The sequence below is a fragment of the Caballeronia sp. DA-9 genome (assembly GCF_051615025.1).
Lineage (GTDB): Bacteria > Pseudomonadota > Gammaproteobacteria > Burkholderiales > Burkholderiaceae > Caballeronia > Caballeronia sordidicola.
Genome location: NZ_CP195135.1, coordinates 94,419 through 116,779, shown reverse-complemented (window position 1 = coordinate 116,779; position 22,361 = coordinate 94,419). Strand labels below are relative to the sequence as shown.

Genomic DNA, 22,361 nt, shown 5'->3' with positions numbered 1-22,361 from the left:
AGCGGCTGGCAGAAGTCGCCCTATGCAGTCAATCATTTGATCAACGCCTCAATGTCCTGTCCCAGAGTGCAGCGGCCATATGCTGATCTGACTCCTTCACTGGCCAGCGAAGCGCGTCATGGGCATATCGATAGAAGTTTCTGCTCATCAACCTCGACTTCGAGCGTCGACTCAATCATTGGCACTGCATCAGTCGCGAGCTTCTCGTATCGTCGTTTGGCGGCCAGTCCTGGCTCGACGTCAGCCGAAATCGCTACAAGCTTCCCCTCCGAATCTACGTCCATGCGCCGTTCTTTGGCCTGTCTGCATAGATCCGCAGCCGCACGTAGCCCTTTGAGCGTATCATCTAAATCGCCGGTCGCTGGAGGCCGGACAAGGATGCCGCCTACGAAAACTACTTGCGACAGACCAAGGACGCCCAGCATTGCGGACGGAATTTCAAACGTCGCCAAATCAGATGCGCCGGCAGCCACCAATGCCGCAGCCACGGCTAGACTAAATATGATGGTCTGCAGTTTATACACATCGAACTCTCTGTTCGTTAGCACGAGATCTTTCCACTGCGGACCGCGAGGCTCTGAAGGCTTCAGGATATTTCTTGATTGTAGCCACGACCAGTTCTCGCAAGACAAGCGTGTACGCGAGGTATAAGTCACCTGGGAGACTGCAGCACCAATTCCCGAAATCCCCAGTAAGCCAACAATTGTCGCCGACATGTCGGCGAGGGTACCCGTGCGGAGAACTAGCGATAGGACGAGGCAGCCGATCAGGAACGAGAAAAGCAAAACTTGGAGTTTTTGAACGCTTCCTTGGTTGAATGCATTTGCGGCCAGTTGGATAGGATTGAAAAAATCAATTTTGTCGAACTTCTTCGCGCCAAACACTGCAGGATACTTAGTAATCAAGCCAGCCACCGTTTCTTCGCGAGACTTGTAAACCGCGAAAATAGAAAGCCCAAAGCAAACGAGAGCCACGGGTATGCAGAAGAGCGAGACGTAAGCTGCGCTGACATGCGCTTGTACTCTAGCCCAAGACTTGAACTTTCCATCCGTGCATTCAACGATTATAAACGTGCGCTTGTCCCACGGTGAAGCGGACTTCGCAGGTATATCAAGATGGAGGAGAACGCTATCGGATGGCCGGTAGCCGCTGACCAGTTTCTCTGGAGCCGGTTCGACACTCACGACTGAGACCTCCGAACCGTCCGGAATGTTGAAGACGCGGAAGTGCTGGGGATTCGCGGTCTCGAGTGGCTTCCTAAACACGAAGCGTGCGTCTCCCTCTGCTGGCACGACGCGGGTCACCGCTTGCGCGGCGAGGTCCCCGGCATTATTGTCTTTGATGATCGTCGCGTAGTCTACGCAGGTGCTTTGCGCTGAAGCGGCCGACTGCTGAGCACAAACGTCGAAACAGCAGATGAATATCAGAATACCTGTGAGTAAGAACCGAGCCTTCCGTTGAGCAACCAAGAGTATTTGCAACACGTTACGCTCCGCCTAGCAACAATCAGGAAACCGAATTACTGACGACCTGATTTGCGATCGCATGGAAGTGGATTTCTGTGTTACGCCGTTTCTACCAAATACAAGTTACTCATTAATAATTTTTATTGGGTTGGGACTAAATGAGGTAAATCGGGGTTTTCAATACTCGAGCCGAGGGGAAGTCCATGGCCTCAGGCGAAGGCGTCGGTGCCTGCATCCTTCCGGCGGCGCAATTCATCGACCATTTTAGTTTCGGGCATGGTCGTCGCCCATAGTGGTTTCAGTTCGAAGTGCGGTTCGTCGTGGAATGTCTGCCATGTTCCGCCCCAAGACAAGCCAAGTTGCATTCCCAACGCGCCGACAGCTTTGTACTTTGCAGATTGGGAAAGGTACGCTGTTCCTTCGAAAACACCGATGTCGAATGCAATTCCGAAGTTGTGGTTTGAATAACCGCCCTTTGCGTTTGTGACCTTGTCGGTGTTAGGGATTGTCCTTCCTTTTGCGTACAGCGCGTCCTGCTCTGCATAGGAGCGCGTGCCGCTGATGACTTTGATCTCGATACCGACGGCTTGTGCCGCATGGACGAGGGCTCGGGCATATGGTTGAACCGGTAGCAGGAGCGTCGCGATATTGTGCTCGCTGCGATCGTCGACGCGGTCGCTGGCAGCAGGCGCCGCCACTGCGCCGCTTACTTTCTGGATGATGGCGTTCCAGGTCTCGGGACCAGCCTTTCCGTCGACCGTCACCCCTAATTGTTTCTGGATTGTTTCGATGGATGTCGTGAAGTTCATACTTAGTCCTCCAAATATTTAGGCCTGGTTCGGCTTGGTCACCGCGACTGCTGGTGTCGAAAATTGAAGCAGGTAAGGGGCTGTGCTGCGGTAACCGCCATGAAACTGGATGTAAGCGTTATAGATAGCCGTCGGGAATTTCGCTACCCATCGCCAAAGGAATATGTGCGATGGCGCACGTTGTTGTGCTCAACGTTCTCCGTCAGGCGCGATGATGGGGACTCTTCCTGATCCCAGTTTCCGAGCAAGTAGGCGGTAAATGTGGTTGGACGAGATACCGCATCGAGTGCAAAAGATAAAACACCGAACCCCGGACTGCTGCCGCTCGAATGTCTGCTTGATAATTTAGAACAGACGCGCGAGTGGTCGAGCCACACTGTCAGCGGGTAGCGGTTCGTGGCCGACTGCGGGCAAACACTGAACCGCGGTGCGGCCTGCGGCATATCGCTTCGTGACCGGCGCAGCTCGACCCTGAAGGGACCGTCGAGTTGGCGCGACCTTAGTGGCGGCTTCCAAAGTACAACGGCGGTTCACTCAGAAGAGTGCGTCGGCAGATCGGCGGATATCGCCTTGCAGATCGGCTTGAAAATGTGGAATAAACGACTAAATTACATACTGTACGCTTAGTATTCCGTAAGACGTATAAAGAAAAAAGTGTTTGTTCATGCCAGGAAATCCTATGCCCGAAGATCGTAGCCAAAGCGAGTCAACCCAATTAGGTACGGCACCTACGAATATCTGTAACTATCTAGACAAAGAACCAGCGCCCGCTGCAGGCACCTTCGAAATAGGATTGGTTTTGGCAGGCGCGATTTCCGCTGGCGCATATACTTCGGGCGTGATGGATTTTCTAATCGAAGCCCTAGATTCCTGGGAAGCCGCCAAGGAATCTGAGCGAAAAGCAGGCAAACATCAAAGCGAATGGAGTGTGCCGCCACACGACGTGATCTTGCGGGTATTTGCTGGTGCATCAGCTGGCAGTATGACCGCAGCTATCGCCGCGGTCGCGCTGAAGTATGACTTCCCACATGTCGACGCGATCGCTGCAGCGACAAAAGCCGAAAGCGCAAATCCGTTTTATCGCGCGTGGGTGCAAGACATCGACATTCGAGCACTGCTCAAATCCGACGACCTCAGCAGCCAAAACACCCTCGTTTCACTTCTCGATTCGACTGTGCTCGGAAAGATCACCGACCGAGCGCTCGACTACACAGGCACTCCGAAATCGCGCGCGTATTTGCGTGAACGCACGCGCTTCATTTTCGCGCAGGCGAGCTTGCGCGGCGTGCCGTACTACCTGCCGATCAAGAGCACCTACAGCGCAGGGCTGGGCATGTGGATGCATAAAAGCTATCGCAGTTTCGCAGCTAGCTACACGGGCGCCGCGCCGAAAGCGCGACCCGACGACGCCATCCTTCCCACGCAAAACAGTTCAATTCATCCAGTCTGGAAGATGCTCGGCAACGCAGCGCTCGGCTCGGGCGCGTTTCCCGTTGGACTTGCTGCGCGCGAGGAAGACCGCAACATCAGCGATCTCGATTTCCACTTCTTCACGTATATCGATCCGAAGAGCCAAAAGCAGAAATTTGACTGCCTTGTTCCCGCGTGGAAAGCGCAAGGCAGCACGATAACCATGCCTGAGCGTTTTAAAGGCTTCGTCGTCGATGGCGGCACGATGGACAATGAACCGCTCGACTTTGCCCGGACCGAAATGGCCGGCCAAATCGAGCAAAATCCGCGCGGCGGCAATGAAGCGATTCGTGGCATCATCATGATCGATCCGTTTCCAGATACGCTCGCCGAAGTGAACAATACGAATGCGGGCGAGCGCGGCGATCTGTTCAGTTCAAGCTTCGGCCTTATTGGTGCGTGGAAAAACCAGGCGCGTTTCGACCCCGCTGATCTCGCTCTTGCATTCATGGACGACGTGTACAGCCGCTATCTGATCGCGCCGAGTCGCCGTATATCTCTGACGGACCCGCGCACCGAAACTAACGGCTTTGATCTAGCGAGCGGATGTCTCGGCGGATTCGGTGGATTTTTGAGCGAAGAGTTCCGGCGTCACGACTATCTTCTCGGACGACGCAACTGTCAGCAGTTTCTCGCACAACATTTCAGCATGCCGCCTGGCAATCCTCTTTTCGACAACTGGAGCGATACTGTCAAGAATGCCTGGCGCACTTCAATCAACGAATTGCCGATCATTCCGCTCACTGGAAAGCTGCGCGAAGAAATCGGATTGCCAAAGTGGCCAACGCAGCCCGTCGAGCTTGGGCCGCTACGCGAATTGCTCGAAGCCCGTGTGATCGCTGTGGCTGGCAGTGCTCTCGATATGCTGAAGGTTTCATGGATCGAGCGCACGGCCGCTCGCGTAGGAATTACGCTGCTCCGTAAGAAGCTTCTAAGTTACGCGATGGACAAGGTGCTCAACGATCTCGCAAAGCGAAACCTGCCTCGAGTGCGGTAACGCGAAATCCTGTCCTCAGCTTGCCCAACACAATAACGTAAGCGATCACACCCTTGCCACACGATGGACGACCTGTCTCAAGTTTGTTCGCAAGATACGACGGTACGACAATCACCGCCGACTGCCCGGGTCGCACAGGGATTGCACATTGATTCTAAGAGCGCAGCGAATCGGGAATTTCGCCACCAGCCTACAGGAACTCCACACAAATTGACAAGAATTGTCTCCTGAGGAAAAGCGGACCAAATCCACTTAAGGTTATACCAAAACACACGATAAGTCGTGGCGAGTGGACAAACGATCCGCGCTTCCTTTTTTTAATTCTGAACAGTTACATCAACGAACGAGCGACACGGTTCCCGATACACCCGAGTGCAAGCGAGGATAGCAACATGCTTTTTTTTAAAATAAATCGACCTAGCAATAAATATTCGTCACAACGAACGTCCAAATTACCGACGAAGCTGAATGCGAGGAGCACTGGCATAGCCGCCTTACTTTTAACACTCGCACCTGGTGTCTGGACCTACGCGGCATCGTTTATCGACAAAATAAGAAGTACAGAACTCGACTATGTGAACCTGCAAATCGAAAAACTTTATGGCCCATTATACGCGCTGACTGAAGCGTCCAGCGTCGCGTGGGATCAATTTCACAACATGCATTGGCCCGCTGGAGACGACAGATATTTTTTCGACCCGAGACATAAACTTAGGCCTTCCGATGTAGATCAATGGCGCAATTGGATGAGCACAGTTTTTCAACCTCTAAACATAAAGGTCGAAACTGTCATTGTTGAGAATTCGCAACTCGTTATTGGAAACGAAATGCCTCAAGTATTTAAGGAGGCGATCGCGCAGACTGAAGCCTACAAAGCAGTTATAGGCATGTGGAAGCCTTCTGACCGAGATACCTCTGCGTACACCACTGAATGGGGAAACACTGTCACTGGCTTGAACTACCCGGACAAGATTGGTGCATGTGTGAAGAGCGGATACACGCAATTAAAGCAGAGGCAGCAGCAACTTCAACGTAATGCAGTGAGCGTTTTGATTACGCATCCTTTGATCCCAGACGCCTCCTGCCAGAGCTCGTCACGTCAACCGTGGATCAGAGCCAAGCCACCGGTGACTAACGACAGGCCACATTGACGGAAAACGAGTAAATGCAAGCAATGAAGGCTGCGTTTACATTGCGGCTCGTGCCTCGTAATGTGGCATCGCGATTGACGGTCCGCCTCGGCGTGAAAATAGGGCTGTGTTTGTCTGTCTGGCGCCGCTGGCCATCATGCCGACCGCTGTCAATAACGCGCCTAGAGACCGGCCAAAAACGACGGGCAATATAATACGCGTTGCGATAAGTCAATCGCCTGATCGGATCTAGGTGGCCGGCTATTTCGCAGCTCGGGCTAATTCGAGTCGGGTATTCGGAATGAAGGCTGAGGGCCTTTAGCGGCCCCTGCAAGCAGCGCCCGCCCTGGATTCACCAGCCCCCGCAATCGTCGCTCGTGTCGGTTGAACGCTCCCTACCGACCCGGAACGGTTTTTGTGGACATTGCTTAGCTAAGCTAACGGCTGCTTTTCAGTCCACTACTTCGCTACTCAATCTATCAAAGAACCAATGGACAGAGGCGGGCGTGATGACTTCCCGTGCTGAGTCATTCCTTGCAGTCGGGGTCAACCTCTGCCATGTCGCAACGGCCTTTTGCCGTGATTGCATCGACATCACTCTGGCTCAGGTTCGTAAGCTTGTACATCTCGCTTATGCATCGGCAAAGGAGATCAACAGCAATGCGGTACAGCATTACGACCACGTGCGGCTGCGTCTCGGCGGTACTGGACGACATTTCGCCAGTTCGATGACGGGCCTTGAGACTCATCAGGTTCGGGTGCACGAATGCACACAGCACGCGGTACATCGCATAGACGTTCGACAGTTCGACGCGTTTGAGTTTGTACGCCAGCTTCAGATCATTGTCACCGCGTCTTTTCATTTCCGGTTTAAATTCGTCAGGAGTGGGTCTGTCGTGTACATCCCATTCGGCAAGCATCTGCTTCATCTCGTCCGGCACGCCAGTAGACTTTTTGAACTCCTCGAACAGCGCCACGTTTTTTCACGCGCGCTGTTATAGCGCATTGTCTGCAAGTATTCGGGATCGGCACACAGGTTTAGCAGGTCTGCCACGCCCTCAAGCATCGAGCGTACTGGACCCGCCGCGTGACTCGCAAGCTTGGCGTCGATCAGATGCAGGGCCGCGTGGAACCGCTCGAACGTAGTGAGCGTGAGACATGCTGCAAACTCCGCCCATTCCGTGTCGGGGGGCACCTCGGCATTGCTCACTGCATCCTCGAACATCTCGATCATGGCGTGCGCTGTGTCGTGCAGGCGAAACAGATCATTCATGCTGGTTCTCACGTTGGCGAGCTTTGGCTAATCGTCTTTCTTCTGGATCAATAGGCGGTAGTAGTAGATCGACTTGACGAGGTGATGCAGGTAGTGCATTTCCCTGAAGCTGATGAGCAGCTTGCGCATGAAGTCGAGGAAGTACATTGTTTGAGCCTTCTCCCGCTGCATTCCTTCGAGTTTCGGAAAGTAGGTAATCAGTTGGGTCGAGTCGTCATACTCGGCCTTGAAATGTGCAATGGCGTTACGAAGCTGGTTATCGACAGCGTCCTTATCAATAAAGAACCAGCAGTTATCGAGCCAGTCGGCCTTCGAACCTAAGGACACGTCCGCAAAATCGTTAAGTGATTTAGGCGGATTTTTTCGGCCCAAGTCTGGAAACGCATTGTAGTCGCCCCGGTGTATCAAATTGTTTATCCCAGCAACGATTACTAGCTTTCGGTTGAGGACCTCGGTGATGTCCTTATACAAGTCTTTGAACGTATTGAAATTGTCCGTTGAAACGCGGGCCGCCGCCAGTCCACCACCTTCGTACTTGTCGTCAAAGTCGAGGAACAGCGCTGGGCGCAGTGGCAATTCAGCGTCGAGAATAGCGGGGTAAAGCTCTAGTCCGTCGAGTTGAACGTTGCGCAAAAAGCGTGTGTCCGAAAGATGGTCGAAAAACTCGTCTAGCTTGGTTTTGTCTTTGTTTGCCAGCCCGACGAAGAAGTCCGGATAACCCTCGGCCGTCTCCTTCACGCTGTGGACACTGATGAACGGCTCAAACACTTTCGATACCAGCAGGTAGAGCCCGGCATTGATATCTTGCGGCTTACTCGATTTCAGCTTCGTTTTGAGAAACTTCTCGACCTTGAGCTTGAAAAGTTGCTTGTCACGCCCAGAATACAGCCTGATCAGGTTTCGAATTTCGTCCTGCTGTTGGTAGATTTCGTTTAACTGATTTAGTCGATAGTTGTGCATAGCGTACCGCTCGTGCCCAATCTGTTTGACTGCCATCATAAAGGGAGTATGGCCCATTACATACTTGCCGAACTTAACCGGAAAATCGAGGTGAAGGTCCACAAAATTCGTCTTGTCATCAAAAGGGCTATGAGCCCGAATTTCGCGTGCCCCCGTGAAGTCTTTGCCCTGGCCCTCGTACTCTCCAATTGTAAAGTTAATTGGAGATCCGCAAGCCTGACAGCAAAAGCGGAACGGCTGTACTGCGCGATTGGACATGCCAACGCGCATGTTCGTCTGGACGTTACACGTGTTGCACATCACCGCCATATTTATATTCATGTTCGTATTCAATATCGGTTACGGGCAAGTATGCACGCCACAGTTAACACGATAGCCCGAAAGCAGTGAAATAAAAAGTCGCAAGTTTGACGGCCGCCCACTGCGATCTAGACGGGATTGTGCATTAGCCTTATAGGAACAACGTGGAATCCAAGTGAAAAGACGAAGCGACAGGACTTATCATGCCTCTACTCTCGACTGCGAGGCGGTGGTGGTATCTCGGTATGCTGTTCTTCCGGAAAATATAGTAGCGCTTGAGCGACAGTCTAGGACCTGCGACAGGCTTGCGAATGAAGCGACCACCTTTAAGCGTGGCAGGTGACACCATACATTGCGAATGCTAGGAAGACATATCCCCGGTAGGCGACTCGCAAACGCTTAACGATCTACGAACATGGGCGGCGCCCGAAGGTCCATTGTTTGAGACCAAGCCGCCGTTCGAATGTCCGTGCGAAAGTTCGCGAATGGCTGGAATCGGCCGGACCCGGTCCGACGATAAGTCGGAGAAAAGAGATCGGGTCAACGGAGCTGCGTTGGGCAGAAGTCGACCGCGGCCGTGTGGAAACGCAAAACTACTTGGTTTACGGATGTCGCTTTACCCCTCCCGAGGTGTCACGAAGCCAATGTAGCGCAGACAGCTAACTACATATAGCGGCCATATCTGTTTTTCATCGTGTGTTGAAGCTCGCCGCACCATATCAAATACAATGCCCGCAGCACGACAGGGAGCTACAAAGAGGGGCAAGGCAGGACGCGTCACTGACATCACAAACCAACAAAGGGCTACAGCATGAGTCATTAGCACGGATTTTTTCAGACCACTAAAAATTTCCGCCGGATCAAAACCTTACTAATATAACGCTTTCGATGATTCAAACAACAATCGAATCTTGGAAAGAAAATATTCGGGACGCGAGATCTCGGTCGATTAAGTCGGCTAGATTGAGTAAGTTTAAGTCTCTTCATGAAGAACAAGCGCTCCGTGCGTCTTATTTCTGCGAGCTTACCTCTGTCATAGAAAAGTACTTGGCCAACAATTTTCGTATTCCCTTTGGTCAACGGAGCCCACCCGTTCCTTGAACTCAGCTCGATTCTGCCCGGCACCGTAGCGTTGCGCCCACAACGGCAGTCCTGCGGGCTTTTAGGGGGAGCGGGCAACCTGGCGCAAAACTACTGTGCTCGATATGTCGGGCTGAAACTTCGGCTAGATCCTCGCTTTGTCATTGGTCATCCTATGGAGCCTTCCTTTTTGTTTCCTCCGCAATCGGAGGACGCAGCCCTGGCGACCTTAAAGGCCGCCGGTCTCTCCTCGGAGGTTACTCACTACCCTGTACAGAGGTTTTCAACACTAGACGCACCAGACGCGCGTCAAACGCACTACCTGTTTCGAATGCACGAAGGAAGTCACGACTATGCTTGGGTGTCTGGTCGGTTGACCGACCCCGACAACTGACCGACCACAAAGGCCAATCAGACGTCCGCTACGCTGTCGAGTATATGACCGTTGGCGAGGTGGAGGCGTCGTTCAAGCGTCGGGACAACCAGCCCGAGCGAATGTCGCATGTTAGCCGAACAGAGCCTAATGCGGCCGAAGAAAATTGCCCACTCTCCTTAAATCAGATGCCTTAGATGTGATCGTTCGCGATCGCAATCGTGTAGCCGTCTCGCCGTCTGCTGCCGTTCTGCAGAACACCGATGCGCCCATCGAAGCGACCAGTGGGCGCGCTCCTGGCGGCGTAGCCGTCGGGGTTTCCAAAGGGTTCTCCCTTTGGGCACCATGTGTAAAGAAAAAGTGCGGAGCATTTTTTGTTTACACATGCATCGTGCCTCCGTCGATCCTAAAATCTCAACTAATACTCATAATTCCGCACTAACACTTCAAAGTCCTTCAAAATACGGCGCATCTGCTTTTCTTACCCTCAAAAGTACTGCAAAATTACCGCAATAACGCTATCTCGTGCTTCAAAACGACAACATCCAGAGCCGATATGACATACGACCTGAAAACCGCTCTCCTTGCACTCTCGCGCGAGTCGGATAAGCGCTCCGTCACCGCGCGTGTGGCCGAGCATTTCGCTGAAATTGAGGGAGCCCTGAGCGCAGGCGTTCAGAGAACCGCCGTGCTCGAAACGTTAACCCGTTACGGCATTGCGTTAAGCCTAAAAAATTTCGATAACATCCTTTACCGACTTCGAAAAAAACGGGCCGCTAATCCGACGGAGAAGAAAGATGCTATTCCTCCATACACCGCTACCGGGAAGTCGAAATTAAAAGGCATGGCTCTTGTGACATCGCAAGAACAAAGCGACGCTTCGCTTCGCCAAACAAAAACTAGCGTTGAAACGCTACCGGAGGACTGGATGACCGCTAAGTTGACGCCTGCTCAGTTTCGTCTGCTCTCGCCTAAACAAAGTAGAGCGAAAATCGACGCTGAAACTGCACAATTTTTTCCAAATCGATTTAAGCCAAACGCTGGCGATTCTTAATTCATCGTTGCAGTGCGCACATAACTACGCTAAAAAGCAGTCTGCAATCGATGCTTGTATAAACCTGGAGTATAGATTTAAATCTTTTGCCAATTAAAAAAGCGCTGACCCATTCGTGGTTCAGCGCTATTTGTTGCATTCACTTGCAGCGTTAAGCTAATGCTACGCAGCAAACACCACTTCAACATGGCCCGGTTTGGTCGAACGGCGTGCCGGGCCGACAACGATTTTTACGTCGCGCCCAAGTTTAGCGAGGCATTCGAGCATCTTCGCTTCACTGACCCCGCGGAATTGACCTCGCAGCAAATTGGACAGTTTGGGTTGTGTCATGCCCAGCACCTCCGCTGCTTGCTGTTGCGTCCATCGGCGGCCCTTGATGATCTCGCCAATCTTTGAGGCGAGTTGCGCCTTGACTAGCATTTCCTCCGCATCGGCCAATCCTAAGTCTGCATAGACGTTGCCGCTGCTTTCTTCGTAGTCGGTCATTTCCTTTCCTTGGCAAGTTCTTCCGCGATCTTGAGTCTATCCCTGATCAGGTCCATATCCGGCTTCGGTGTCGCGATTCCGTGGGTCGATTTCTTTTGAAAGCAATGCAGCACATACACCGCGTCGGCAAAACGCACCGTGTAGACCGCCCGGTAGGTCCCGCCTTCCGCCGATTCGACCACTTCAAGCACTCCCGCAGAACCAAATCCCTTGAGCGCCTTCGCATCCACGTGTTTGAGACCTATCTGGGCCTGATGCAGCGCGAATCCGAAAGTGTCTTGTACGACCTCGGGCATCGCTTTCAGGTCTTTCTTGGAAGACGCTATCCAGCGCAGAGTCTTGATGTTTTCCATACTGTTGATTATATACAAATGGGTATAATGCGCAAGTTCATCTGCGCTTGGCTGATCAAAAAAGGCGCACCTGAACTTCTCCAGATGCGCCCGTGATCCCTACGCGTGGACTATCCGATCAATACGGAATTTCTTTGTCTTCCGGGTCCGTTATTTCATCGCTCCGGTACACGTCGGCAACACTGTCCGACGCATCCCGCTTTGCCAGCACCTCCGGAAGCCAGGCGGTACCGGCAAGGCGAAGCTCGGCGGTCGCTGCGGCATCGCCCTTCTTCATCGCAGCGAGCGGCGCAGCGGCTTCGGGGGAAACCGCTGTCGATACGACTTCCGCAATTCGTGCCTTCGATACGTGGTTCAGATAACTATTCTGCGTCGGCGTCCAGTACTTGGTCATATCGACTTCGAGTAAGTCAGCCAGTGCATTGACGGGGTGCGCGGCATCGGTGCCAGTGACACTATCAAGCGTCGAGGCCACGCAGAAAGCGAAGAGGTTCGCCATGACATCGTCGCTTTGCTCAATCAACCAAGGGAGCAGATTCGAGCGCTGTTTGGGCAACATCGCGGCCCACTTGCTACGCTCGGCATCGATCTCCTGCCACGCGGCGCTTGCTTCCATGTCGTCGGCCTCGCGAAGCAGCTTGTCGTGTGAACACGTGGCCGATACATGTACGCCGGTTTCCTCGCCGTAGTAGTGGAGACTTGAAAACACCGTAGGGATCAACCGTTGCATGAGGACGGCTAACGCGATAGTGGGTTTGGCTGCAAGTTCAACCTGAACGGCGGCGGTGCGGTGAGCCGTCAGGCGACGGCAAAGCTTGTCGCTATGAATGGGCTTGGCCTTCTTCGGTTGATCTTGTCCATCGCCATCATGGGCCGGGCTTGTCGCTATGCCTCGCTTCACATATCCGCGCTCGACCACAACCTTACCGGCGTGATTCAGCAAGACGAACGCTCCGGCGCTTGCGAGTTGCTCGGGCGCCCACGCTTCCAGTGCTTCCACGAACTGCTCACATGCATGCTGCGCGTCGCGTGCGGCGTCCTCAAGCGCATCGCGCGTGTCGTCATCCTCTTCGATGGTTTCGTCGCTGTAATAGGCGTCGAGGGCGCTGCTTGCCTTGTCCCGCGCCTTTTCAAGCTTGGCATATTGCGCGGCTTCCTTCTTGGTCATATCGCGCGCTTGCGGCGTGATATGGGTGTACGCGGAAAGCTCACTAAAGTCGCGCTTCACCCGTGTTTCAACAAAGCTCCATCCTTCGGCTGATACGTCTTGCGCGATGACCAGAAGGCGCTCAGTGGCCAGTTGTTGAAGCAACGCCATATCCGTGATGTATCCGGCGTTTGCGGACTCGCTGAACAGGTCGCGGCGCACATATCCGCCAGCGGCGATGTATGCGTCGAGCGTCACAAACGCGACTAATGGATTTTCGCTGACGTTGATTTCTTCTTCAACAATGGCCTCACGCAGGTGATACGGATCGCGTAACCATGATTGCGCCGCATCGAACCAGAGGCTTTCTTGCTTGCCGTGGTCGTCACACAGAGCAAGCGCCTGAATCTGCTCGGTGGTCATGCCATCGTCTCGGTACACGTCTAATATCTTAGGCGATACGTTGGCGATCTTCAGGCGGCGCTGAACAGCAAGTGCCGGGATGGAAAACAGAGCCGCCACATAATCGATGCTGCGCCCTTCTTCGAGCAACAAACGAAAAGCAATCGCTTGGTCTGCCGCGTGCATCGGTTCGCGGGACTCGTTCTCGATCAGCGAAGCGGCCACGGCTTCGGCTTCAGTCAGCACGTTGACGGGGATGTTCATGTCGGGGTTGATCTTGCCTTGATCCGCTAATAACTGCAGCGCGGCAAGGCGACGCTGACCGGCGCAAACGCACAGCTTCGGGTTCTTGCCGCGTGAGCTTTTCGCCGGGTGGGCCACCAAGTTCTGGAATAAGCCTTTGGCCAAAATGCTGTCGGCGAGCCCCTCAATACCTGTTAATGCTTTACGGCGCACATTGAGCGGCGAGACGCTTAAGCGGGACAAGGGAATAGACTCTATCAACGCTTCAGCAAAACTTGTTTCTAGCACCGCTCCGATTACACCCGACCCGTTCGCATTCTCTGCCACTGCAACATCAACTGAACGATCATCCATAATTTGCTTCTCCGATTTTGGTCTTAGCGATGTGCTCGACCACTGATTACATCATAGGCCCTTTATGCCTATTTAAAAAGTCTTTAATTGTAAACTAGAAGTTACACGTTTTATTGAAATAATACCTTTACCATTGATCGCCAATTCCTTATTATATTGAGGTGGCCGAGCATATTGCTAAGGCCCGTTTTAAGGAAATGAGATGTCGAACCCTTCTGATGTATCTGCAATATCCGCGAATCAAATTCCGGAAAACCTTCGACACCACTTTCTTCCTAGGCATCTGGGAGGTCTCATGCTGAAAGGGGAGTTTCTGGTGTACGGATGGCTAGAGAAGCTGTCAAAAGACTATGGTGGAGGGCTTTGGAACTTCTATGACTTGTCAAACGGTGGTTTTATATGGCTCCGTGCGACGAGAAACGATTTATAATCGACGTATCGGGAAATTACTTCTCAGGCGAAATGAGCGCCGATGCCGCAGGTATTGTGGCATCGCTATTTGCCCAATGCGATTTGGCCAATCGATACGGCAACGATAAACTCATCAATCAGTATCATTGGCTTCGCGATTTCGCGATTCAACATGCGGAATCTAATTTGATCATGAGGGCCATCGACTAGTCACCGGAGGACCCGGTCGAGAGGCCGGGTAACTCGCTGGCCTCGGCACGCCCCCTTCTTGCAGACTGGGGGTAAGCCGACCGCTAAACTATCGCGCGCACCGTCGCGCCTGGAGCGAGCGGCACGGGGACCCGCGCTAGTAGCGCGGGGAGAGCCGCGGACCCGAAGCGAAGCGAAGGGGCGCGACAGCTGGGCCGTAGCGGACCACGGTTCGGGGTCGTCCAGTGGCCAAAGGCCACGGTGTATCCCCCGCTTTAGCGGGGCTGGATGCCAAAAGGCGTTTCTCACGCAGCGCAACTTAACTTTTTTAGGAAGAGACGATGGATCAAGCAACTACAATCAGACCGGAATGCCTGCGCCCAGCAGCTGACGGCTGGTTGCAACCGACCGGTCCCGAGATTCGTGAGGTTATCGAACGCGCCGGTTTCACAGGAAGCAAAGCCGGGAAGTATTTGGGCATAGCCACACAAGAGACGGGCGGCTGCCGCCAGATCCGTAAGTGGATCGCTGAGGACGCGCGCATCCCCTATTCCGCGTGGGCGTTGCTATGCCACGCTGCGGGTCTGGGCCTTATTTGGGTAAGTGAACCGGTTTGAGCATCAAGAGGACGTGCCAAACGCGCGCGGCTGGTGCGGCGCTGTCCGCGTTAAATCGCATAGTCGTAATATGCAACGAATTCCGCGTATTTCGCGTTGCCCAGTTCAAAAGCCCCAATTTGCATAATCCCGTCATAGTGGCGCAGATCTGAACCCACAAATCCATTGCCCGTGAAGGTTCCGGGCGTAACCGAGCATAGAGTATGTGGCGGTAGCGTTATATCCGACGACAATGCGAGCGGTTTCATCGCTTATTCCTTGCATGGACGAGCGGCTCATACGTCGACAGAAACCGCAGAATATCCGGCTCCAATACTGAGACTGTAGCCGTCGTCGTGGGTGATGAACTTCCTTGCGGCCGTCTTGCTCGGGTTCACCTTGAGGCGGTCCGCGTGTTTTGCCAGTGCCTGGTGAATCATGGTTTGAACGCTGCTCGCGCCGTCCCAATGAAGCTCAGGCAATTGGATGCGGTACAGGTCCCCGGACCGGAACTGTTGAACGGTGAGACGTGTGACTCCGGCCTTTCTGAAGTTGCCGCCGTAGCGGCGGCTCACGCTTGCAATGGCGCGCTCCACCGCAGCGTCCGAATAGCGGCGGCTTGACGTGATGTAGTCGGCGCCGAACCGGACTTGCTCGCCGTCCATCATGTGGTGGATCGAGCCTTGATAGTCGATCGAGCCATCGAAATAGGCTGCTTTGAATCCCTTCGTGATCGATTCGAGTTGCGCCGCGTTCGGGCCATCGGTCCAGCTCACATCTATCGATGCGCCACCGCTGTACGTGCTGCTACGCACGGAAAACTTAACCCCCGGAAAGGCTTCCTTTAGCGATTGGCGAATAAGCTTGGCGGTTTCGGCACAAGTAAAATATTTAGTCATCGTAGTTCTCCTTAATATTGAGTTGAAAACCTAGATCCGTGTGACGCTGACGTTCCACCACGGCGCGCCGTCGAACACCATGCGAATGCGCGTGCCATTTAAAAGGACCTCTTGGACATCGCCTTTGGCATATGCTTTTTGGTGGGCCTCGGAGGGCGCGGGAGGAAATCCCGCTTCGTTGGTGAGGTTGCTTGTGTGGGTGGTCGTTGCGCTCATAAATCCGTCCTTTGCCTGTCGTTCTGTTTCATCTGCTCTTCGGAGCCGCCTCGACGCATGTTTTGCACGGGGCGGATTCGGCACAAGGGCATGCCCGGAGGCCGCAGCGAAGCGCAGCCGCAGGCGAGCATCGAACGGGTGAGGACATGGCGCAGCGAACCCTTGTGCCGAATCCGCTTCGTGCTATGCGTCGATTAAGAGGCGGCTTTGAAGAGCAGATGGAACGCGCTTTGAACGACAGGCAAAGGATGGAGCGCGTCGACGTGGTTCCCACACATGCGACCTCACGCGCGGGAGCCGCAAGGCTCTCGCACACTTGGCGCATCGCGCCACTGTTCAAGGGTGGGTGAGCGGAAAGCGATTGGTTTGTAACTGGATCGGTCAGGCGTCAGCCCATTTTTCGGGATTGCCAAGTTCCGGCTCCCGCAACCGAAATCCAGTGTACGATACTGTATGGATATACAGTGCTCGCTATGAACGCCCTGCCGAAAGACATCGAGTCGCTACACCCAAGTCTTTGGCGAGGGACGCAATTGGCGCGTGCCCATGGGCGTACCGTGGACACGGGTTACGCAGCGCTATCAGCCGAGCTGCCTGGCGGCGGCTGGCCGCTGGGAACCATGACCGAGCTGCTTTTACAGCAGCAGGGGATCGGCGAAATGCGCCTGCTGGGTCCCGCCATGGCGGCGTTATCGGATAAGCGCTCGATCGCATTGATCGCGCCGCAGCAGATTCCGAATGCGCACTGTTACGCCTTTATGGGCATAAATCCGAGCAAGCTCATGTGGCTTAAGGCTGCTAAGTCATCCGATGCGCTGTGGAGCGCGGAGCAGATCCTGAGAGCAGGCAGCTGCGGCGCCCTCGTGCTCTGGCAGCAACATATTCGCGCCGAGTCGCTCAGGCGCCTGCTGCTGGCGGCACAGAGTTCCGAGATGCTGTTTGTCGTCATGCGACCGCTGGCGCGTGCCCAGGACTCGTCGCCGGCGCCCCTTAGACTTGCTGTTCGGGGCGTCGCTGAAGGCATCGCCGTCGAACTGATTAAGCGGAAAGGCCCCGCTGCGCCGGCGCCGATTATGGTCAAACTCTCTCCGTCGCCCAACTTGATCAGCGAGCATCGTCGCGTCCAGCGGCGCACGGTCGAACTGCCCGTGCCTGCGGTCGAGCACGCCGCGGTCACTGAATAACGCGATGGGGATCGATGCCATGGCCAAAGCCCTCCCTGAGTTTGCGCCACTGAGCCTGAAGGAACTGCGTTCGCTTTGGAAGAAGTACCGAGGGAACGAAGATATCGAGCGACTCGTGTTGGAGGTTCAGTTCAACCGGAATGTGATCAACGAAATCGACAACTACTTCAAGATCATTCATCGCACATGGCGGCAGGAAAATCTCGGCGAATTGGTCGCGATCGAAAAATTGCGGCTTTTGTTGGTCAAGCAGCACCTGCGCCAGACCGTCCTCGCCGAGATCAAGCCAGCGCCCAAGGGAACGAAGCCATCTGAGCCACCCGAGCCCGAAGCTGCGTTGGTCGATTGACGGGGCCCATGACGCACATCGAGGCGGGTTCGATAAATGTTGGAACTACAACGACTTATGGGCTTTCAAGTGATGTTGTCCACAACGCTGTCCACAAATTGTGTGGACAACATCGTGGGCTCGATATCGTGGCGAGGATCAGTCAGTGATAGCGAACGTGTCGCGATCCTGGTCCGCGATCCAGCGAGGGGGCTTGCCGCGACCGCTCCAGGTCGCGCCTGATGCGGGGTCACGGTATTTCGCAGCGACAGGCGCCGATTGCTTCCGCGGGCCGCGACTACTGCGTGGCTCGAGGTCTTCGGACTTAACTTCGTATAGGGCCATTTGCTCGCGGATCCATTCGATCGCGTCACCCCGCTCGGCGTTTCTGAGTTCTTCGATCTGCTTTTCCAGTGCTTCACGTTGCGCAAGCAGGGCGCGGTATCCAGTGTCCGTCATTTGGGTCGTGTTTTCTTCTATGATTAGTGATGTGAGTTCGACCGATTATGGCTCCGGCCGTTCCAAAAACGAAGATATGGCAAAGCCTTTACGTGCGCCACTCTGTGCCGATTGTACTTTGACCAGGCCGTGCTACGGCGAAGCGCAATCGACCCTTGGACGATTCGACATTAGGTCAGGACAAAAATTAAAATGAGCACGCAACTAAGCAATCGGTGCAGGACATCCCTATACCGCGTGATATTCGGTAAGCCCAACAGTAACGACGAACGCATCGTCTTCCTGATGGCCGGCAGCCGAGAAGCTGCGTCCAAGCGGGCGACATCGGTACTTGCGGCGCTCTTTGACATCGAGCCGCTCGAAGTCTATCTGTACAACCTCGCGTCCTTCGTCGACCTGGTCGATTCGGGCGTGAGCGACGACGAAGACCTTCGTATTTTCGAACTGGGTTGGAAGGGACCAATGGTCAGTGTATGGGCTGAACACCCCCTGTTCCTCACCGACGATTCATCGCTCCTTGGCAAGTGGGCCGAACTCTACGCGGACCTCGCCAGCGCGACGGCAGTGGAAGCAATCAGACGCGCTCGTTCTTGAACTTATCCCGCAGCCACGCTGCTTGTTGCCTCACTCGCCGAACGTGTTCGCGACTGTCCTCGGCTCAAGCTGCGAGGCGATACTCGTAATACGGCTGATGACGATCATCGAGAATGGCGTATTGAGCCGCCAGATCGGCAGGGTCTGGATTGAGCCAGGCGTTAATGTTCTCGGGCTTGATCGGCACGATACAGCGGTCGTGACCGGCGAGCGCGATTTCCGCAGGGGGATCGTCGGTGACGGCCGCAAACGACAACAGGTCCGGCTCACCCTTGCCTGTCCACTTCGACCACAGGCACGCGATCAACATGTCCTGCGGCGGATTTGGCTTGAATTCAAGGACGAGGTTTTCTTCTTTCTCGCCTTCAGCCAACTCACGAGCCTCGACGCGGTGACGCGGTACGTTTTCATAAAACGCGCTCACCAGCATCACGCCATGTGTGTATCCGAAGAGCCCCTTCCAGAACCCTTCGAGGTTGTCTCGCCTTGCGTTGTAGGTCCCTGGATATTTTGTGTCGTAGAACGCCGGCTTGCCGGCGGGTCGACATTGATATCGCATTGGCTTCACCACAAGCTGACCATTTTCGACGACCATCACCGGCGCGTATTGACCGGGAAATATCCGTGAGTCACGGTCCTTCGGTTCGGTGCGGTTGAAGTCTTCCAGCTTGCTGCGGATCCAAGCGATCTTATCGGTCGCAATCCGCTGGCTTTCGGTCGCTGCTTTGGTGGTCTTTGTCAGCAGCGTACGCTCGGCATCGGACAGCCGCGTGCGCTGTTTGAACAGGTCCTCTTCGAGCTTCGCCGTTTGGCCGGCCGAAAACTCGACGATCGCTTCTTTGATGCGCGCCTCTGCATCGTTTTGCGGCAGCAGGAACGGCGCTTCCATGGCCTTCGGGATTTTCGATTTGCTGCCACTGCGGCGGTCCCAGAACAGTCGAAAGAATTCATCGATGTCAATGTCTGCGCCATAGACGTGCACGTATTTGCGATAGTCCGCGGTGATCTGAGCCGAGTAACACATGACGAATGCTCTCCGTCTCCTGTTCGTGAACCATGATACCCGCGTGGCCAGCGCTGGTCGAAGAGGGGGTGATCACCCTTCCACCGACCAGTCCTATCGCACAATAGGAAGTGCTGCCCAGTCGGACGTGTACGCGGGACTGCGCCTGTCCTGATTCATGTGCCATGTTCTGCGCTGCTCAACAGCGCCGACCTTCAATGTCCCGCGTCCGTACTTGTCGTTGATCGCATCGAGCGCCACCATCATCTTCGCCTGCCGGCTGGCATCACGACCGAAGAGCTCGCCTTGCTCAATCGACGTTGATTGCAACTCATGGAGCAGTACACCTGCCTTGGCGTACCGGAAGCCTTCCCGATAGATCTGACGCAATCCGAACAACGCCGAGTCGACCAGCGTCAGGGTGTCCGACGTCGGTGAAACGAGCGGAACATTGATGGCACGGCTGTATTGCGGGTCGTCGCGCTTAAACGGGCTTGTTCGGATGAAGACCTGGACCTGATTGGCGTGCAACGCTTGACGACGCAATCGCTCGGCCGCTGTCGCAACAAATTGTGTGACCGCCTGCGTCAGCTCATCGAGTGTATAGACGACATGGCCGAAGCTGCGCGAGCAAAGCACTTGCTTTTGCGGCTGCCCCGCATCTTCAAATCCATAGCACGCGATGCCGTTGAGCTCGAGCAAAGTCCGCTCGAGAACCACGGAAAACTGCTTGCGAATGAACGAGGGACTCACGCGTTTGAATTGCAGCACCGTTTCGACACCCATCTCATGCAGACGCGCGCCGATCTTGCGGCCGACGCCCCAGACTTCGCCGACGTCCACGCTCGCAAAGATACTGTCGCGCTCTTCTGCTGTCAGTATTCCGATGTCACAAACACCATGCCATAAACGCCCCACATTCTTCTTGGCAATGTGGTTCGCCATCTTGGCGAGCGTCTTCGTAGGGCCGATGCCAATGCACGTGGGAATACCGATCCACTGCAGCACCTGCGCACGTATCTGAAGGCCATAGGTTGTCAGGTCGCAGCGAAGTCCGCCCAGGTCGAGAAAACATTCATCGATCGAGTAGATCTCCTGGACCGGCGAACACTGGCCGATCAATGACATCATGCGGTCGCTGAGATCAGCATACAGGGCGTAATTTGAGCTGAGTGCGATAAGGCCGTTGGTGCGCTCGAGGTCGCGAATCTGGAAATACGGCTGCCCCATTCCCACTTTCAGATCTTTGGCTTCTTGTGATCTCGCGACTGCGCACCCATCATTGTTGCTGAGTACGACGACAGGCTTGCCGACGAGCGACGGCTTGAAACATCGCTCGCAGGAGACATAAAAGTTGTTGCCGTCGATGAGGGCGAAAGTGGTCATCGACGTTTCTGCGGGTGCAGCAGCTGACGCAAATTCCACGTGACCACGCCCCACACGCTCATCTCCTGCCCTTCGACGAACGTGATTGGCGGATAGAGCGGGTTCGCCGCATGCAAACGGACGACACCTGAGCGTTTGTATAAGCGCTTGACCGTGAACTCGTCATCGACGCAGGCAAGGACCACACGACCATGGACCGGCTCAATCGAGCGGTCAACGATCAAACGGTCGCCGTCAAAGATCCTTGCATCAATCATCGAGTCCCCTTCAACCTGGAACAGAAACGTCGCGATCGGGTTGAGCACCAGCACGTCATTAAGATCAATACGCTTTTGCGTATGGTCCTGCGCCGGACTCGGAAACCCTGCGGGCACCTTCGCCAGCACTTCGATGAGAAATGATCCTGCTGCGTCGGCGGTAATCGGGATCGGGCGGCTCATGGACAGACAATACTGTATGGATGTACAGTATTCTATAACGGGTTTTGAAACGCTGAATTGCCCCTTTTTAGTCGATTGCGGAGGCTGTTGTGGATGTGCTTGCTCGACGAAAGCATCCAATGCCGGAGATGGCGGCCTTCGTCGCGGAGCTGCGAGCGGCCTTTGGCGACTCGGTGGACGAAGCGGTGTCTCGCGGGAAGAGCGGCGAGCCGACGTTTTACGCGCGCGAAAATGGGCGCACGGTCGGAACGCCGCCAAGCGACCACTACAACGTGTGGAGGGCGTCCGAGGACGTGCGCGATCGTCACTATTGCCACGGGTGTGACGGAAGTTGCATTGGCACCGCGATCAGGTGCAGTCAGCGCATGACCCAACCGATGCAAGGCCAACAGAAACGCTAGACGAGGAGTTGCATGTTTGTAAAGAATGAACGGCGCGCCGAATTGTTGTGCTTCCTGGTCGTGACCGCTGCAGCGTCGCATAGCTTGACCAGTGAATGGCGGGTCGACCACGTGGTTGAGAGTTGCCGGCTCTGGCTCCGACGAAATGCTGTAAAGATGCCGTGGCTTGAGCGAGTCAACCTGGGGCAGCTCGCGTTGCGACTCGCGAGACGCGACCTGTTTAAAGCCAAGGTCGTGATCCGGCAGGCGCACGTTCAAGCGTTATTCACGGGCGATATGGCGTTGAACCTATCAAGCACCATGGTTCAGCGCGTCTTGGCAATCTGCGCGAACGCGATCGCGCAGCGCTCGTAACCGT

General features: G+C 54.7%; 25 protein-coding genes. 10 read left to right on the top strand and 15 right to left on the bottom strand.

Features of this window, described 5'->3' with window-relative positions:
- Positions 1-116: 116 nt before the first annotated feature.
- Both ACRWA7_RS34865 and ACRWA7_RS34860 read right to left on the bottom strand, forming a co-directional pair.
- Positions 117-1,484: a hypothetical protein gene (locus ACRWA7_RS34865; RefSeq protein ID WP_438397182.1), complete on the bottom strand. Its 1,368-nt coding sequence runs from the start codon at positions 1,482-1,484 to the stop codon at positions 117-119.
- Positions 1,485-1,675: 191 nt separating this feature from the next.
- The gene (locus ACRWA7_RS34860) at positions 1,676-2,275 is read right to left on the bottom strand and encodes a M15 family metallopeptidase (protein ID WP_438397181.1); all 600 of its coding nucleotides are present in this window, start codon (positions 2,273-2,275) and stop codon (positions 1,676-1,678) included.
- An 841-nt stretch (positions 2,276-3,116) separates the two neighbouring features.
- Here ACRWA7_RS34860 and ACRWA7_RS34855 point away from each other — a divergent pair.
- Positions 3,117-4,742, top strand: a complete 1,626-nt coding sequence (locus tag ACRWA7_RS34855; RefSeq protein ID WP_438397179.1) for a patatin-like phospholipase family protein — start codon at positions 3,117-3,119, stop codon at positions 4,740-4,742.
- A 392-nt stretch (positions 4,743-5,134) separates the two neighbouring features.
- Positions 5,135-5,893 (top strand): hypothetical protein, encoded by a 759-nt coding sequence (locus ACRWA7_RS34850; RefSeq protein ID WP_438397177.1) that lies wholly within the window; start codon positions 5,135-5,137, stop codon positions 5,891-5,893.
- Between the two features lie 506 nt (positions 5,894-6,399).
- Here ACRWA7_RS34850 and ACRWA7_RS34845 read toward each other — a convergent pair.
- From ACRWA7_RS34845 to ACRWA7_RS34835, 3 genes are read right to left on the bottom strand one after another with little or no spacing between them, the layout of a single operon-like run.
- On the bottom strand, positions 6,400-6,849 hold the full coding sequence (locus ACRWA7_RS34845; RefSeq protein WP_438397175.1) for a hypothetical protein: 450 nt from the start codon (positions 6,847-6,849) through the stop codon (positions 6,400-6,402).
- A complete protein-coding gene (locus tag ACRWA7_RS34840) occupies positions 6,798-7,145 on the bottom strand; it encodes a hypothetical protein (protein WP_438397174.1) in 348 nt (115 codons plus the stop codon). The genes ACRWA7_RS34845 and ACRWA7_RS34840 overlap by 52 nt, the downstream gene beginning before the upstream one ends.
- A 27-nt stretch (positions 7,146-7,172) precedes the next feature.
- Positions 7,173-8,363: a hypothetical protein gene (locus ACRWA7_RS34835; protein WP_438397431.1), complete on the bottom strand. Its 1,191-nt coding sequence runs from the start codon at positions 8,361-8,363 to the stop codon at positions 7,173-7,175.
- Between the two features lie 2,051 nt (positions 8,364-10,414).
- Between ACRWA7_RS34835 and ACRWA7_RS34830 the strand changes: the two genes are divergently transcribed.
- On the top strand, positions 10,415-10,912 hold the full coding sequence (locus tag ACRWA7_RS34830) for a hypothetical protein (RefSeq protein ID WP_438397430.1): 498 nt from the start codon (positions 10,415-10,417) through the stop codon (positions 10,910-10,912).
- A 162-nt stretch (positions 10,913-11,074) separates the two neighbouring features.
- Here the strand turns inward: ACRWA7_RS34830 and ACRWA7_RS34825 are convergent, their stop codons facing one another.
- The 3 genes from ACRWA7_RS34825 to ACRWA7_RS34815 form a co-directional block, all read right to left on the bottom strand.
- Positions 11,075-11,398: a helix-turn-helix domain-containing protein gene (locus ACRWA7_RS34825; RefSeq protein WP_086382366.1), complete on the bottom strand. Its 324-nt coding sequence runs from the start codon at positions 11,396-11,398 to the stop codon at positions 11,075-11,077.
- A complete protein-coding gene (locus ACRWA7_RS34820) occupies positions 11,395-11,751 on the bottom strand; it encodes a type II toxin-antitoxin system RelE/ParE family toxin (RefSeq protein WP_086382371.1) in 357 nt (118 codons plus the stop codon). The genes ACRWA7_RS34825 and ACRWA7_RS34820 overlap by 4 nt, the downstream gene beginning before the upstream one ends.
- A 118-nt stretch (positions 11,752-11,869) precedes the next feature.
- Entirely contained in the window at positions 11,870-13,897 is a 2,028-nt protein-coding gene (locus ACRWA7_RS34815) for a ParB/RepB/Spo0J family partition protein (protein ID WP_438397427.1), read from the bottom strand.
- A gap of 399 nt (positions 13,898-14,296) precedes the next feature.
- Between ACRWA7_RS34815 and ACRWA7_RS34810 the strand changes: the two genes are divergently transcribed.
- The gene (locus ACRWA7_RS34810) at positions 14,297-14,518 is read left to right on the top strand and encodes an antirestriction protein (RefSeq protein WP_438397425.1); all 222 of its coding nucleotides are present in this window, start codon (positions 14,297-14,299) and stop codon (positions 14,516-14,518) included.
- Positions 14,519-14,838: 320 nt separating this feature from the next.
- On the top strand, positions 14,839-15,114 hold the full coding sequence (locus ACRWA7_RS34805; protein ID WP_438397424.1) for an XRE family transcriptional regulator: 276 nt from the start codon (positions 14,839-14,841) through the stop codon (positions 15,112-15,114).
- Positions 15,115-15,164: 50 nt separating this feature from the next.
- Here ACRWA7_RS34805 and ACRWA7_RS34800 read toward each other — a convergent pair whose 3' ends face one another.
- Genes ACRWA7_RS34800 through ACRWA7_RS34790 form a run of 3 tightly spaced genes read right to left on the bottom strand, consistent with a single transcriptional unit; the run spans position 15,165 to position 16,208 of the window.
- Positions 15,165-15,362 carry a hypothetical protein gene (locus tag ACRWA7_RS34800; protein ID WP_438397423.1) on the bottom strand — a complete coding sequence of 66 codons (198 nt, stop codon included), beginning with the start codon at positions 15,360-15,362 and terminating at the stop codon, positions 15,165-15,167.
- 27 nt (positions 15,363-15,389) lie between these two features.
- Entirely contained in the window at positions 15,390-15,992 is a 603-nt protein-coding gene (locus ACRWA7_RS34795) for an LPD29 domain-containing protein (protein WP_438397422.1), read from the bottom strand.
- 30 nt (positions 15,993-16,022) lie between these two features.
- Complete coding sequence (locus tag ACRWA7_RS34790) at positions 16,023-16,208, bottom strand: hypothetical protein (RefSeq protein ID WP_062173992.1); 186 nt, start codon at positions 16,206-16,208, stop codon at positions 16,023-16,025.
- A 473-nt stretch (positions 16,209-16,681) separates the two neighbouring features.
- On the opposite strand from ACRWA7_RS34790, the gene imuA reads away from it, so the two are divergent.
- Positions 16,682-17,392 carry a translesion DNA synthesis-associated protein ImuA gene (gene imuA / locus ACRWA7_RS34785; RefSeq protein ID WP_438397421.1) on the top strand — a complete coding sequence of 237 codons (711 nt, stop codon included), beginning with the start codon at positions 16,682-16,684 and terminating at the stop codon, positions 17,390-17,392.
- A 4-nt stretch (positions 17,393-17,396) separates the two neighbouring features.
- Positions 17,397-17,741, top strand: coding sequence for a hypothetical protein (locus ACRWA7_RS34780; RefSeq protein ID WP_438397419.1), 345 nt, complete (start codon positions 17,397-17,399; stop codon positions 17,739-17,741).
- A 138-nt stretch (positions 17,742-17,879) separates the two neighbouring features.
- Here the strand turns inward: ACRWA7_RS34780 and ACRWA7_RS34775 are convergent, their stop codons facing one another.
- The gene (locus tag ACRWA7_RS34775; RefSeq protein ID WP_438397417.1) at positions 17,880-18,179 is read right to left on the bottom strand and encodes an H-NS histone family protein; all 300 of its coding nucleotides are present in this window, start codon (positions 18,177-18,179) and stop codon (positions 17,880-17,882) included.
- Positions 18,180-18,371: 192 nt separating this feature from the next.
- Here ACRWA7_RS34775 and ACRWA7_RS34770 point away from each other — a divergent pair, with 192 nt between their 5' ends.
- Positions 18,372-18,773 carry a hypothetical protein gene (locus ACRWA7_RS34770; protein ID WP_069638450.1) on the top strand — a complete coding sequence of 134 codons (402 nt, stop codon included), beginning with the start codon at positions 18,372-18,374 and terminating at the stop codon, positions 18,771-18,773.
- 64 nt (positions 18,774-18,837) lie between these two features.
- On the opposite strand, the gene ACRWA7_RS34765 is transcribed toward ACRWA7_RS34770, so the two are convergent.
- The 3 genes from ACRWA7_RS34765 to ACRWA7_RS34755 all read right to left on the bottom strand — a co-directional run bounded on the left by ACRWA7_RS34765 (position 18,838) and on the right by ACRWA7_RS34755 (position 21,602).
- Positions 18,838-19,797: an SOS response-associated peptidase family protein gene (locus tag ACRWA7_RS34765; RefSeq protein ID WP_438397415.1), complete on the bottom strand. Its 960-nt coding sequence runs from the start codon at positions 19,795-19,797 to the stop codon at positions 18,838-18,840.
- Between the two features lie 93 nt (positions 19,798-19,890).
- A complete protein-coding gene (locus tag ACRWA7_RS34760; RefSeq protein ID WP_438397413.1) occupies positions 19,891-21,162 on the bottom strand; it encodes a Y-family DNA polymerase in 1,272 nt (423 codons plus the stop codon).
- Positions 21,159-21,602: a LexA family protein gene (locus ACRWA7_RS34755; protein ID WP_056361248.1), complete on the bottom strand. Its 444-nt coding sequence runs from the start codon at positions 21,600-21,602 to the stop codon at positions 21,159-21,161. Before ACRWA7_RS34755 ends, ACRWA7_RS34760 begins: the two co-directional genes overlap by 4 nt.
- Before the next feature lie 119 nt (positions 21,603-21,721).
- Between ACRWA7_RS34755 and ACRWA7_RS34750 the strand changes: the two genes are divergently transcribed.
- Positions 21,722-22,003, top strand: a complete 282-nt coding sequence (locus ACRWA7_RS34750; RefSeq protein ID WP_438397412.1) for a hypothetical protein — start codon at positions 21,722-21,724, stop codon at positions 22,001-22,003.
- 12 nt (positions 22,004-22,015) lie between these two features.
- The gene (locus ACRWA7_RS34745; RefSeq protein ID WP_438397410.1) at positions 22,016-22,357 is read left to right on the top strand and encodes a hypothetical protein; all 342 of its coding nucleotides are present in this window, start codon (positions 22,016-22,018) and stop codon (positions 22,355-22,357) included.
- Positions 22,358-22,361: the final 4 nt, after the last annotated feature.